The organism is Qipengyuania marisflavi (genome assembly GCF_005884405.1).
Taxonomy (GTDB): domain Bacteria; phylum Pseudomonadota; class Alphaproteobacteria; order Sphingomonadales; family Sphingomonadaceae; genus Qipengyuania; species Qipengyuania marisflavi.
Map to the genome: position 1 here is coordinate 774,854 of NZ_VCAO01000001.1, position 12,467 is coordinate 787,320.

Sequence of the window (12,467 nt, forward strand, 5' to 3'; positions counted from 1 at the left end):
ATCAGCGGAAAAACACATCGTCTGCTACGAATGCACCCGCGCTTCGGCTGTAGGAAAATTAAAAACACTGGTCGCAAAAACGGCTGCGTTTGCTATCTGCTCTGCCATGCCGCTCAACCTGACCAAGATCGCCTTCGGTGCGAAAAGCTTTGCCGATATCGAAGGCTGGTACAGCGCGCGGCGCAGCCCGAACCTGACCACCCGCTATCGCCCGACGAAGTGGGAGCAGTGCATCGGCGGATCGCTCTACTGGATTCACCAGCACAGCATCGTCGCGCGCAGCGAAATCTTTGGCTTCAGCGAGACGAGCGACGGGCGCTGGTCCATCGACCTGGAACCACGCCTGATCCGCGTAATGCCCCGCCCCAAACGCGCCCACCAGGGCTGGCGCTACCTCAAAGGCGACCCCCCGCGCGATCTTAAAGAGGGCGAGGATATCGGCGATGTGCTGCCGGGCAAACTGGCAGGCAAGCTGGAGCGGCTGGGGTTGATCTGAAGCAGGACGGATATCCGCAATTGTTGGCTGTCAACAATGCTGCGAACCAGCGCCGACGTCCGCAAGCTGCGGTGGACGGCAGACATCGGTGATAGCTGCTGTCCTGCCTGATCTGACGGGTCTGTTTCTGTACTTCTTACGAGAACAGTAGGCGCCGCACCAAGAGTGCAGCGCTCTTCGCTGTCACATTTTGTGGATCATTTGGCGGCGACAATTCCACTATATCGGCCAGCGGGCAGGGACGCCCCGACTGCTTGCTCTGGCTCAGGATATAGCCAACCAGATATTCGATGGTGGCGAACGGCACCCCTCGTGCAGCCGGAGCGCTGACACCGGGAGCCTCGTAATGCGGCAGCACATCTATATCGATTGTCAGATAGATGATATCCGACCGCGCAACGAGCTCGTCAATAGCGCGGTTGGCAGCGTTCCGATCGGCAATCAGGGCGTGATCGGTAACGATATTGACTCCCCAATCCCGCGCCCGGTTCATCAGGGCTTGGGTGTTCGATTCTTCGGCAACACCAAGACACAGATAATCAAATCTGTTGGGGTCCAGTTCTCTGATCTGGGCAAAAGGCGTGCCTGATGATGGACCATTGTCGCCGGTCAATCGCAAATCCAGATGCGCATCCAGATTGATGATACCGATCTGCCTGCCCGGATAGCGTGCCGCCAGCCCGCAATAACTGCCAAAGGCGGTTTCGTGCCCGCCGCCCAGTACGATCACCCTCTCGTGCTGCTGCAATACCTCTGCGAGCGTATCGCTCAGCGCTGACTGTCCCGCTTCCAGATCGTCGGCCGTGACATCAATGTCGCCAAGATCGGAGAACGGCTTGGCATCCGGCGGTGCGGCCATGTTTGCAAGTGCGCCGCGCAGTGCCGCTGGGCCTGCATGTGCGCCCCCTCGCCCCTTGTTGCGGATAACACCGGCCTCGCAAGCAAAACCAATCAGCGCGCGCCCGGCGTTGTCCTGAACAATATGATGCAGGCGGACCGCACCCGCCCCGTCTTCAGGATCAGAGCGGCCACTCCACGGGGGCGCAGGGATGACATTTACCGGCATGAAAGGTCTCTAGCCCACACCGGCAATACCGGGCAAATCGAGCCCGTGTTCCTGCGCGCAGGCGATGGCATCTTCATAACCCGCATCGGCGTGGCGCATCACACCTGTCGCCGGGTCATTCCACAGGACATTGCCGATCCGCCGGTCGGCATCTTCGGTTCCGTCGCAGCAGATGACCATGCCGCTATGCTGGGAAAAGCCCATGCCAACGCCGCCGCCATGATGCAGGCTGACCCATGTCGCGCCGCTCGCGGTGTTGAGCAGGGCGTTGAGCAATGGCCAGTCCGAAACCGCATCGCTGCCATCCATCATGGCCTCGGTTTCGCGATTGGGGGACGCGACAGAGCCGCTGTCCAGATGGTCGCGCCCGATGACTACCGGCGCGCTCAATTCGCCGCTGCGGACCATTTCGTTAAAAGCCAGTCCCAGCTTGTGGCGCTGCCCCAACCCCACCCAGCATATCCGCGCGGGCAGGCCCTGAAAACTGATCCGCTCGCGCGCCATGTCGAGCCAATTGTGCAAATGGGGATCATCGGGGATGATCTCCTTTACCTTGGCATCGGTCTTATAGATATCCTCGGGATCGCCCGATAGCGCGCACCAGCGGAACGGGCCGATGCCGCGGCAGAACAGCGGGCGGATGTAGGCGGGCACGAAGCCGGGGAAGGCAAAGGCATCTTCCAGCCCCTCTTCCAAGGCGACCTGTCTGATATTGTTGCCATAATCGACGGTGGGCACGCCGGCCTTGTGATAATCCACCATTGCGCTGACGTGGATTTTCATAGCGGCGCGGGCGGCTTTTTCGACCGCCTTGGGGTTGCTTTCCTGTTTCGCGCGCCATTCAGCAACGCCCCATCCGATGGGCAGATACCCATGAACAGGATCATGCGCGCTGGTCTGGTCGGTCACAATATCGGGACGGACACCGCGCCGGAACAGCTCCGGCACAATCTCCGCCGCGTTACCGATCAGCGCGACCGATTTCGCTTCACCTGCCGATGTCCAGCGATCGATCATCGCCAGCGCTTCATCAACATCGCTGGTCTTTTCATCGACATAATTTGTGCGAAGCCGGAAATCCGCGCGGGTTTCGTCGCATTCTATGGCCAGACAGCATGCCCCGGCCATAACCGCTGCAAGCGGCTGCGCACCGCCCATCCCGCCCAGTCCGGCAGTCAGGATCCACTTGCCAGTCAGGTCGCCGCCATAATGCTGGCGGCCAGCCTCGACAAAAGTCTCGTAAGTGCCCTGAACGATGCCCTGCGTACCGATGTAAATCCACGAACCGGCCGTCATCTGGCCGTACATCGCCAGGCCTTTCTTATCGAGCTCGTGGAAGTGATCCCAGGTCGCCCAATGCGGGACCAGATTGGAATTGGCGATCAGCACGCGGGGCGCATCGGCATGGGTCCGGAATACGCCAACAGGCTTGCCCGATTGGACAAGCAATGTCTGATCAGATTCCAGTGCCTTAAGGCTCTCGACAATGGCATCAAAAGCCGCCCAATTGCGCGCCGCCCGCCCGATCCCGCCATAAACCACCAGCTCGTCAGGATTTTCTGCAACATCGGGGTGAAGATTGTTCATCAGCATGCGCAGCGGCGCTTCGGTAAGCCAGCTTTTCGCGTTCAGCTTCGTGCCTGTCGGCGGGAACACCGCACGGCTGTTGTGAGAGCGATCAACCATCGAGAAAATCCTCAATCTTTGGGAAGGATATTGCTGCGGCGTCCAGCAAGGCAAAATGTTCGGCAAGGCGTGCTGCGGCTTCAAGGTCGGGGCTGAGAAAACGGTCCTGCGTCAACGGTGCGACGTCGCCGTGAAACCGCTCTGCCACCGCCATCAGGGCCGGGCTGGTCTTATGCGGACTGCGAAAACGGATACCCTCGACCGCGCTGAAGATTTCGATGCCCAATATCCGGAACAGATTGTCTGCCATCAGCCCCAATCGGCGCGCGCCATGCGCTGCCATGCTGACATGGTCTTCCTGATTGGCGCTGGTCGGTGTCGAATCGGTTGAGCATGGATTGGCCAGATGCTTGTTCTCGCTCATCAAGGCGGCGCTGGTTACTTCGGCAATCATCATCCCCGAATTGAGGCCGGGATCCGCGGCCAGAAACGCCGGCAGATCAAAGCTGAGCGTTGGATCCACCAGCAACGCGATCCGGCGCTGTGAAATTGCGCCTATCTCAGCCAGGGCCAGAGCAATGATATCGGCGGCGAATGCGACCGGTTCGGCATGGAAATTGCCGCCCGAAACAATGCGGTCTTCCGATGTCAGCACCAGCGGATTGTCGGTCGCGGCATTGGCTTCGCGCCGCAAGGTAATGGCTGCATGTGCCAGTATATCCATTGCCGCCCCCACAACTTGTGGCTGGCAGCGCATACAATATGGATCCTGCACGCGCGGATCGTCTTCACGATGCGCTTCGCGGATATCACTTCCGTTCAGCAGTGCGCGCATGGTTGCAGCCGCTGCTATTTGGCCGGGATGCCCGCGCAGAGTGTGGATTTCTTCTATCAACGGAGCGGTCGATGCCATTGCGGCATCAATCGACATCGAGGAGGAAAGCAGGGATGTCATCGCTGCGTGCCAACCATTGAACAGCCCGGCCAACGCATGCGCAGTTGAAAACTGCGTCCCGTTGATCAGGGCCAGCCCTTCCTTTGGGCCCAGCACAACTGGCGACAATCCGGCTTTGCCAAGCGCAGCCGCACCGGACATCACCTCACCGCGCCACTCCGCGTCTCCCTCACCCATCATGACCGCAGCCATATGCGCGAGCGGTGCCAGATCACCCGAAGCGCCAACCGACCCTTGCGCGGGAATAACTGGATGAACCCCCGCCTCCAGCATGGCTTCCAGCAGCGTGACTGTTTCCGGCCTGATGCCTGACGCGCCGCGGCCCAGAGAAATCAGCTTGAGCACCATCATAAGCCGTTTGACCGGGCGCGGCGTGTCAGCGCCTACGCCCGAACAATGCGACAGGATCAGATTGCGCTGAAGCGTTTCGGTATCTTCTGAGGCGATGCGGATGGAGGCCAGTTTTCCAAACCCGGTATTGACGCCATAGACGGCATCGGGCCCAGCTGCTGCCTTCCCTATTCGCGCAGCCGAAGCGGCAATTCTTTCGCGCGCTGCATCATCCAGCGATACCGGCAATTCGTCACGCCAGATCCGTTCGAGCGCGCCCAGGCTGACTTTCCCAGGAGACAGGGTCAGCATGTGACACCTCCAAAAATACGTTGCTGCAAGGGCGCATCGCCCATGCGGTAGGTCAGTTCTGCAGGGTCGGTCACATCCCAGATATTGAGGTCGGCGCGCATTCCGGACTTCAACTGACCAACCTGCGAAAGCCCCAACGCCCGGGCCGCATTGTCCGTGACCCCTTCGAGACATTCCTGCGGCGAAAGCCCGAACAAAATCGCGCCCATATTCATGGCCAGAAGCAGCGAAGTCATCGGTGATGATCCCGGATTGCTGTCAGTGGCAAGCGCCATCGGCACACCCGCTTCGCGCAGTTTTTCAACGGGCGGTTTGCGGGTTTCCTTCAACATATAAAATGCGCCGGGCAGCAGGACTGCGACTGTGCCAGCGGCCGCCATTGCCGCAACGCCTTCGTCACTCAGGAATTCAAGATGATCGGCGGACAAGGCCCGGTGACGGGCCGCCAGGATCGCGCCGCCCTGATCTGATAATTGTTCAGCGTGGATTTTGACGGGAAGGCCAAGCTTTGCCGCATGTTCAAAAACACGCTCAATCTGCCGCGCCGAAAATCCAACCGTTTCACAGAACCCGTCGACCGCATCGACCAGCCCTTCTGCCGCTGCAGCCTCCATCGCTGGAAGGCAGATTTCGGTCAGATAATCATCGGCTTCCATATGTTTGGGGAAAGCATGCGCCCCCAGAAAAGTTGTACAGATCCGAATGGGGCGATGCTGCTCGATCATCCGTGCGACGCGCAGCATGCGAAGTTCAGTTTCTAAATCCAGCCCATATCCGGATTTGATTTCAACCGTCGTTGTGCCGTCTGAAATCAGGCGGTCAATTCGCGTTAGAGCGCCCGCCAGCAACTCTTCGTCTGTGGCTGACCGGGTCGCCTTAACCGTGGAAAATATCCCGCCGCCCGCGCGCATTATCTCTTCATAGCTCGCACCGGTTTGCCGCATCTCGAACTCTCGCGCCCGCGAGCCATGATAGACAAGATGCGTATGACAATCGATCAGTCCCGGCGTGACAAGGCGTCCGCCCAGCGGTCGCCGCGGCATCTGATCAAAGCGCTCAGGGATATCAATCTCAGCGCCCGCAAAAGCGATCGTGTCGCCCTCGACCCCAATAGCGCCGGACTGCGAGTAACCTGCCTCCCCCTCCAGATGCATGGGTGCGAGACGAGCATCCGTCAGAATATAGCAGTCAGACATTGGCGAATCCCGAGTCATTGGCGATAGGCAGAGGGCTAATATGTCTATACATAATCGTCATTGTCAATCACCTGCGCTGGTGTATTTTTACAGACAGTTCCGGCATGGCCGACCAAAGCGCACCAAGGTCAGGAAGTTGATGCACGCATACGAGAAAATCAGGGCCGAGATGCTGCATCGGATCACCAGACAGATATGGCCTGCGGGCGGCAACCTGCCGCATGAAGAGCAGTTGGCTGCCGAATTTGGCGTGGCACGCGGCACCATCCGCAGGGCGATGGCTGATTTGGTTCAGCAAGGCATAATCGTGCGCCGACGCAAAGCGGGCAGCAAAGTGGCCTCGCGCATCGCCCACTCGTCAACGCTTACAATCCCCATCGTCCGCCATGAGATTATCGATAGCGGCGCGGATTATGGCTATGAATTACTCTCGGCGGAAAAGGGCGGCAACGCTCTCGACAAGACCGGACATTTCAAGGGCGCGCCGCTCTTCCATATCTGTTGCCTGCACCTGTCGGACGGGCGACCCTACCAGTTTGAAGACAGGCTGATCAATTTGGATGCTGTACCGGATGCGGCGGAAACAAACTTCGATAACAAGAGCCCCAATGAGTGGCTTGTGGAAAAAGTGCCCTATTCCGCCGTGGGCACAGTTCTGAGGGCCGAAGCTGCAGATAGCACACAGGCCCGGCACCTGAAGATCAGGAAGGGCTACCCTCTGTTTGTAATCGAACGGCAAACCCACCTCGACATCCTGCCTGTAACGCTGGTCAAGATGAGCCACCCGGCAGATCTGTTTTCGATTACGACACAAACTGGCGTGTTTGATTAAAGCGCTGCGGCACGCCGTTTGTGGCTCATTTTGCGGGAACGCCAGACGCCAGCTGCCTAACCCGCCGCCGCAACCTTCTCAGCCACCTTCCGCAATGCGTCGGCGTAAACCTGCGCGCCCTGTGCGCCGGGGATCATGTAGCGGCCTTCGATCAGCATCGCGGGGACGCCGGTGATATTCATGTCCCAGGCGGCGCTTTCTTCGGCGCGGACCTTGCGGGCATATTCCTCGCTGGCGAGCGCGGCGGCGGCGGCCTTGCGGTCGAGGCCGGTTTCCTCGGCAATGTCGAGCAGAACGGCCTGCTCGCCAATCGGGCGGCGGGCGTTGAAATGGGCGGTGAACAGCGCAAGCTTGAGTGCAGTCTGCTGGGCTGCGCCGTGTTCCTCACCCGCCCAGGTCAGCAATTTGTGCGCGGCAAAGGTGTTCCACATCATCGCGTCGGGGGCCGGTTCGGCGCCAGTGTAATCCAGCGATACGCCGGCTTTCTCCGCCGCTTCGCGCATCTGGCCCTGCACGCCGCGCGACTGTTCCATAGTGCGGCCATATTTGCGCGCGATGTGGGCGGTGCGCTCTTCGCCCTCGGGCGGCATATCGGGGTTAAGCTCGAACGCGTGCCAGCGCACTTCGGCGTCGATCTCGCCCGCCACCAGTGCCAGCCCCTGTTGCAGATTGCCCCAGCCGACCAGGCACCACGGGCACATCACGTCGGACCAGATGTCGATTGTCAGCCTGCGCGCGTTGGTCATTTGTCCATCCACCAAGTTACCAGATGATGCGCAATCGCATAGGATCGCGGGAAGACCAGATCCTCCGTGCCCTGTTCGCCTGCGGCGCGGGCAGTCTCCAGCTCGGCGCGGGTGAACCAGCGGGCATCGTCCAGTTCGGTCCGGTCGATGGTGAGGTCAGGGTCGTCGGCAAAGCTGTGGCAGCCGATCATCAGCTGGCTGGGAAAGGGCCACGGCTGGCTGGCGATGTAGGTCACATCGCGCACGCGGACGCCCGCTTCCTCATACACCTCGCGCGCCACGGCCTCCTCGATGCTTTCGCCCGGTTCGACAAAGCCCGCCAGCGCGGAATAGATGCGCGGCGGAAAGCGCGGCTGGCGGCCCAGCAGCAGGCGGTCTTCATGTTCGACCAGCATGATGGTGACCGGATCGGTGCGCGGGAAATGCAGCGCGGCGCAGTCCGGACAATCACGCTGCCAGCCGCCCTTGGCCAGCTTGGTCGTCGCGCCGCAGCGGGCGCAAAAGCGGTGCCGTGCGTGCCAGTCCACCAGACTGCGCGCACCGCCATACAGCGCCAGATCGCCCGGGCTGAGCACCTGCATCGCTTGCCAGATCGCCGGATCGGCATAGGCCGGACTGCCCGCCCCCTGGTCCGGTACAGCGGCAAAGCAAGCCTTGCCCGCCATCATGCCGAGGAACACCAGCTCTGCCGTTTCCTCTGCATCGGCCAGCGTGCCCCAGGTCAGCGACCCGGCATCGTCGAACACCGGGTTCAGCCCGTCCATCACCAACAGCCGCGCACGCCAGTTCATCAGCCCGGCCAATACCGATGGGTCGGCGCGGATATTGTCCGCCCGGTCGATCGGCGATCCGGTGAAGGCGATCATCAGGCGTTACGCCCCCTGCATCGCCGCCAGATCAGCCATCACCGCAGCCGGGAAGCCGCCGTGAATGGGATAGGCTTCGGACGGCATGTATTGCGTGTACATGCTGGCGCGCAGATTGGCCTTGTAGCTGACGAAAGCGACCGTTCCGGCGGCCCCGCCCCAGCCATAGGCCCCGTCCTGCACGCGCCCGCCAGCGCCGAAGCCCTGACCCGCGATCCAGGTGTTTTCGGTGGTGGCGCCTTCGGGCAGCAGATTGGATGTGCCGACCCGCACGGCCAGCTCGCCCATCACGCGCTTGCCGTCGATAACGCCATAACCCAGCAACATCTTCAAGAAGCGGTCGTAATCGCGCGGGCTGGACACCAGACCGGCCCCGCCCATCGGGAAGGGCGGCGTGTCGAGATAGATCGAGGCCGAGCCCGGATCGATCGGCAGCGGGGTGCCGTTGAGGATACCGTAATTGGTGGTCAGGCGGCGCGCCTCGCTGGCCGGAACCGCGAAATAGGTGCTGTTCATGCCGGTCGGTTCGAAAATCTGCGTGCGCAGGAATTCGTCGAACTTCATCCCGCTGGCAACTTCGATCACGCGGCCCAGCAGGTCCAGACCGACCGAATAGCTCCACTTGGTGCCCGGTTGCAGGACCAGCGGCGCCTTGGCCAGCCGGTCGGCGAAGACGTCCAGCCCGGCCACTGCCACCGAACGGCCAAGGCCGGGGATCGGAATGCGGCTGACCTGACCGGGGACCAGCCCCTGTTCCTCATAATGATCCTTGATCGCGCCCTTCTGGACGATGCCATAGCCAAGCCCGGCGGTGTGCGTCATCAGGTGGCGGACCGTGATCGGGCGATCGGCAGGGACCAGATCGGTGATCGTCCCGTCATAGGTCTTCTGCACCATCATATTGGCATAGGCGGGCAGTATCTCGGCAATCGGCTGATCGAGGCCCAGCTTGCCATCATCGATCAGCATCATCGCTGCCATGCCGGTGACCGGCTTGGTCATTGAATAGACGCGGTAAAGGCTTTCCGCATCCGCGCGCACTCCTGATCCAAACGCCAGTTCACCGCGTGCGATAAATGCCGGGTCCTTGTCACCCCAGCCCAGCGCCGCAACCATATTGGCGACCTTGCGCTCGCCCACATATTTATCGACCATCGCCGCGACATTGGTCCAACCCGTGCCGCCCGGCTGCGCCATCGCCAACCGGCCCATCGGCAGGCCCGACATGGCGGCACCGGCGGTCAGCCATGCCCCGCCGCGCAGCAGCGAACGCCGCGAGAATTGTGGGTCTGCGAAATCGCGATAAGCCATGCGTGGTCTCTCCGTCTGATTATTTTGCGGTGCATCTGTGCGGGAGCCGCGATGAACGGTCAATTGCGAATTGAAACCGTTGGAGAATTGGCGAGAGTAAAACCAGCCTTGAAATGCGCGGCTGTGCTATGCATATAAGACACATGCTTAATCTACTCTCGATCCTGCTGGGGATCATTTCGCTGGTCATCGTCATCCCCTCGGCCATTCCGCTGCTTGGCTGGGGCAATTGGCTGGCACTGCCATTCGCAGTGGCGGGTGCCGGGATCGGAGCGCTGTCTTCGACCAATGGCGGCCGTAATTTCTGCCTGATCGTGCTGGCCATTGCCGCCATCCGGCTGAGCCTGGGCGGCGGGATTATCTAAGCCTCACCGCTTTGGGCCAGTGCCAGTCGCGCGGCCTTGGCGAACAAGGTGGGCAATCCGGCATCCTCTATCCGGTCGATGGGCCACCATGTCCCCTCGCCCGCAATCGGCGCTGCGGTCTGATGGCGCACAACTGACAACTCCAGCGTGAAGTGCGTGAAACCGTGGCGCACCACGCCCAGCGGCTCGCCAGCGCCAGTGACCGGGGACTGCCCGCTGCCATTACCGTGCACGCTCCACCCGTCATCGGGCAAGGCGCGCATCCCGCCCAGCATCCCGGCGGGCGGGCGGGTGACAAGCCAAACGGCGCCAGCGCGTTCGATCCAGTAACACTGGCCTGTCCGCATCGGCTTGGCCTGCTTGGGCGCTTTGACGGGAAACTGCGCCGGTTCGCCAGTTGCCCTGCCCGCACAATCGGCGCTGAGTGGGCACAGCAGGCATTTGGGATCGCGCGCGGTGCACAGCGTCGCGCCCAGATCCATCATCGCCTGCGCAAAATCTCCGGCGCGCGCGTCCGGCGTGATTGTGTCGGTCGCGGCGCGGATCGCTTTGCGCGCGGCGGGCAACGGCTCGGCAATGGCGAACAGCCGCGCTGTCACCCGCTCGACATTGGCATCGACCACCACCGCGCGCCGTCCGAAGGCGATCGCCGCCACAGCAGCGGCGGTATAAGCGCCCAGCCCCGGCAGCTTGCGCAATTCCTCCACGGTATCGGGAAAGCCGCCCCGCTGCGCCACGGCGCGCGCCGCCTTCACCAGATTGCGGGCGCGCGAGTAATAGCCCAGCCCTGCCCATGCCGCCATAACGGCTTCCTCTGGGGCTGCCGCCAATGCTTCGACAGTGGGCCAGCTATTGGTAAATTTTGCGAAATAGGGTTTTACCGCCGCCACAGTGGTCTGCTGCAACATCACTTCGGACAACCACACGCGATAGGGATCGGGCGGCGGTGTGCCGGGCGGTGCGCGCCACGGCAGCGTGCGGGCATGGGCATCGTACCAGCCGAGCAATTTGTCTGGAATGGTGGCAGTGGCAGTGGCGGTCACCGCGCGGCTATGGCATGACCCCCGGCGCAATGGAACGGGATGATAAAGCCAAGCCGAAAGGCACCGCTCGCAAGCCGGGCAAGACGCCGCGCGCGTGGCAGCGCCCGCGCGGCGGCAGCGCCAAGGCAATCGCCGATCTGATGCCGCAAATCGGCCGCAGCGCGTTTCGCCGCTTCGGCTTTGTCCAATCCTCCGTCGTCAGCCGCTGGCCCGAAATTGTGGGCGAGGCACACGCACGGGTCTGCGCACCGGAAATGATCCGCTTTCCACCGGGCGAGAAATCGGACGGTATCCTTGAACTGGTGGTGGTGTCTGCCAATGCGCCGCTGATCCAGCAGGTGATCCCGGAGATTATCGAGCGGGTGAACCGTTTCTTCGGCTATCGCGCCGTGGCGCGGATCAAGCTGCGGCAAGGTGCAGTTAAGCCGCCAGAGCGCAAAACCCGTCCAGCCGCGCCGCCGTCGCTAAAACCGATTCCGATGGAATTGGGCGACAGTCTGCGCGATATTGGCGACCCGGAACTGCGCACAGTGCTCGAATCACTGGCGCGCAGCATCGGTTCGCAAGAAGAAGATGGGGAAGCAGACACGTGAGAAAGACTTTCGGAGCAGCCAAAGCAGTCATGCTCGCAGCAGCCAGCTGTATCGCGGCAATCGGTCCCGCTGCGGCACAGGATTCCCCTTCTTCCGAGCCTAAGCGCGCCAATTGGGCGGTGATGGTTGCCGAAACCGAAGGTGGGCACCGCATCGGCAATCCCGAAGCCAAGGCCAAATTGGTCGAATATGTCAGCTACACCTGCTCGCACTGCGCCGAATTTGCGCGCACCGGCGATGGCGCGCTGAAACTGCTGTATGTCCCCACGGGCAAGATCAATTACGAAATCCGCCATCTGGTGCGCGACCCGGTCGATCTGGCCGCTGCACTGCTGACGCATTGCGGCCCGGCCGACAAATTCTTCGGCAATCACGAAGCGATCATGATCCGTCAGGACGTCTGGCTGGACAAGGCACGCAAGACCACCCAGGCGCAGCGCGCCCGCTGGCAGTTCGGCACCGTTGGCGCACGCTTCCAGGCGATTGCCAGCGATCTCGACTTTTACGAAATCATGCTGGTGCGCGGTTATTCGCGGCCCGACCTCGACAAATGCCTGTCTGACGAGGCGAAAGCCAATTCGCTGGCCGAAAATTCGCGTGCGGACATGGTGGCTTACGACATCAAGGGCACGCCCAGTTTCATGCTGGACGGCACGCTGCTGGAAGGCACCCATGGCTGGGAAATGCTCCAGCCGCATCTCGACAAGGCTATCTGAGCATCACGACCAGC

General features: G+C 61.6%; 13 protein-coding genes. 5 read left to right on the forward strand and 8 right to left on the reverse strand.

What is annotated here, in order from left to right:
• Positions 1-106: 106 nt before the first annotated feature.
• Positions 107-496 carry a DUF1489 family protein gene (locus FEV51_RS03810; protein ID WP_138616011.1) on the forward strand — a complete coding sequence of 130 codons (390 nt, stop codon included), beginning with the start codon at positions 107-109 and terminating at the stop codon, positions 494-496.
• Between the two features lie 136 nt (positions 497-632).
• On the opposite strand, the gene hutG is transcribed toward FEV51_RS03810, so the two are convergent.
• Genes hutG through hutI form a run of 4 tightly spaced genes read right to left on the reverse strand, consistent with a single transcriptional unit; the run spans position 633 to position 5,981 of the window.
• Positions 633-1,562 (reverse strand): formimidoylglutamase, encoded by a 930-nt coding sequence (gene hutG, locus FEV51_RS03815; RefSeq protein ID WP_138616012.1) that lies wholly within the window; start codon positions 1,560-1,562, stop codon positions 633-635.
• A 9-nt stretch (positions 1,563-1,571) separates the two neighbouring features.
• Positions 1,572-3,248 (reverse strand): urocanate hydratase, encoded by a 1,677-nt coding sequence (hutU, locus tag FEV51_RS03820; RefSeq protein WP_138616013.1) that lies wholly within the window; start codon positions 3,246-3,248, stop codon positions 1,572-1,574.
• Positions 3,241-4,785 (reverse strand): histidine ammonia-lyase, encoded by a 1,545-nt coding sequence (hutH, locus tag FEV51_RS03825; RefSeq protein ID WP_138616014.1) that lies wholly within the window; start codon positions 4,783-4,785, stop codon positions 3,241-3,243. The genes hutU and hutH overlap by 8 nt, the downstream gene beginning before the upstream one ends.
• On the reverse strand, positions 4,779-5,981 hold the full coding sequence (gene hutI, locus FEV51_RS03830) for an imidazolonepropionase (RefSeq protein ID WP_138616015.1): 1,203 nt from the start codon (positions 5,979-5,981) through the stop codon (positions 4,779-4,781). Before hutI ends, hutH begins: the two co-directional genes overlap by 7 nt.
• Positions 5,982-6,021: 40 nt before the next feature.
• Here hutI and FEV51_RS03835 point away from each other — a divergent pair, with 40 nt between their 5' ends.
• On the forward strand, positions 6,022-6,813 hold the full coding sequence (locus FEV51_RS03835) for a histidine utilization transcriptional repressor HutC (RefSeq protein ID WP_138616017.1): 792 nt from the start codon (positions 6,022-6,024) through the stop codon (positions 6,811-6,813).
• Between the two features lie 56 nt (positions 6,814-6,869).
• On the opposite strand, the gene FEV51_RS03840 is transcribed toward FEV51_RS03835, so the two are convergent.
• Genes FEV51_RS03840 through FEV51_RS03850 form a run of 3 tightly spaced genes read right to left on the reverse strand, consistent with a single transcriptional unit; the run spans position 6,870 to position 9,736 of the window.
• Positions 6,870-7,559, reverse strand: a complete 690-nt coding sequence (locus FEV51_RS03840) for a DsbA family oxidoreductase (RefSeq protein ID WP_138616019.1) — start codon at positions 7,557-7,559, stop codon at positions 6,870-6,872.
• Complete coding sequence (gene nudC, locus FEV51_RS03845) at positions 7,556-8,425, reverse strand: NAD(+) diphosphatase (protein ID WP_138616021.1); 870 nt, start codon at positions 8,423-8,425, stop codon at positions 7,556-7,558. The genes FEV51_RS03840 and nudC overlap by 4 nt, the downstream gene beginning before the upstream one ends.
• A gap of 6 nt (positions 8,426-8,431) precedes the next feature.
• Entirely contained in the window at positions 8,432-9,736 is a 1,305-nt protein-coding gene (locus FEV51_RS03850; protein ID WP_138616023.1) for a serine hydrolase domain-containing protein, read from the reverse strand.
• Between the two features lie 143 nt (positions 9,737-9,879).
• Between FEV51_RS03850 and FEV51_RS03855 the strand changes: the two genes are divergently transcribed.
• Positions 9,880-10,101 (forward strand): hypothetical protein, encoded by a 222-nt coding sequence (locus FEV51_RS03855; RefSeq protein ID WP_138616025.1) that lies wholly within the window; start codon positions 9,880-9,882, stop codon positions 10,099-10,101.
• Here FEV51_RS03855 and FEV51_RS03860 read toward each other — a convergent pair.
• The gene (locus FEV51_RS03860) at positions 10,098-11,144 is read right to left on the reverse strand and encodes an A/G-specific adenine glycosylase (protein WP_138616027.1); all 1,047 of its coding nucleotides are present in this window, start codon (positions 11,142-11,144) and stop codon (positions 10,098-10,100) included. The genes FEV51_RS03855 and FEV51_RS03860 overlap by 4 nt on opposite strands.
• A 29-nt stretch (positions 11,145-11,173) precedes the next feature.
• Here FEV51_RS03860 and FEV51_RS03865 point away from each other — a divergent pair, with 29 nt between their 5' ends.
• The gene (locus FEV51_RS03865; protein WP_138616406.1) at positions 11,174-11,737 is read left to right on the forward strand and encodes a DUF721 domain-containing protein; all 564 of its coding nucleotides are present in this window, start codon (positions 11,174-11,176) and stop codon (positions 11,735-11,737) included.
• Positions 11,734-12,453, forward strand: coding sequence for a thioredoxin domain-containing protein (locus FEV51_RS03870; protein WP_138616029.1), 720 nt, complete (start codon positions 11,734-11,736; stop codon positions 12,451-12,453). The genes FEV51_RS03865 and FEV51_RS03870 overlap by 4 nt, the downstream gene beginning before the upstream one ends.
• Positions 12,454-12,467: the final 14 nt, after the last annotated feature.

Bases quoted from the DNA above. Each gene is read 5' to 3' on its own strand.
- nudC (WP_138616021.1), bottom strand. From the start codon at position 8,425: ATGATCGCCTTCACCGGATCGCCGATCGACCGGGCGGACAATATCCGC.
- FEV51_RS03855 (WP_138616025.1), top strand. From the start codon at position 9,880: ATGCTTAATCTACTCTCGATCCTGCTGGGGATCATTTCGCTGGTCATC.
- FEV51_RS03850 (WP_138616023.1), bottom strand. From the start codon at position 9,736: ATGGCTTATCGCGATTTCGCAGACCCACAATTCTCGCGGCGTTCGCTG.
- FEV51_RS03865 (WP_138616406.1), top strand. From the start codon at position 11,174: ATGGAACGGGATGATAAAGCCAAGCCGAAAGGCACCGCTCGCAAGCCG.
- hutH (WP_138616014.1), bottom strand. From the start codon at position 4,785: ATGCTGACCCTGTCTCCTGGGAAAGTCAGCCTGGGCGCGCTCGAACGG.
- hutI (WP_138616015.1), bottom strand. From the start codon at position 5,981: ATGTCTGACTGCTATATTCTGACGGATGCTCGTCTCGCACCCATGCAT.
- FEV51_RS03835 (WP_138616017.1), top strand. From the start codon at position 6,022: ATGTCTATACATAATCGTCATTGTCAATCACCTGCGCTGGTGTATTTT.
- hutU (WP_138616013.1), bottom strand. From the start codon at position 3,248: ATGGTTGATCGCTCTCACAACAGCCGTGCGGTGTTCCCGCCGACAGGC.
- FEV51_RS03840 (WP_138616019.1), bottom strand. From the start codon at position 7,559: ATGACCAACGCGCGCAGGCTGACAATCGACATCTGGTCCGACGTGATG.
- hutG (WP_138616012.1), bottom strand. From the start codon at position 1,562: ATGCCGGTAAATGTCATCCCTGCGCCCCCGTGGAGTGGCCGCTCTGAT.
- FEV51_RS03810 (WP_138616011.1), top strand. From the start codon at position 107: ATGCCGCTCAACCTGACCAAGATCGCCTTCGGTGCGAAAAGCTTTGCC.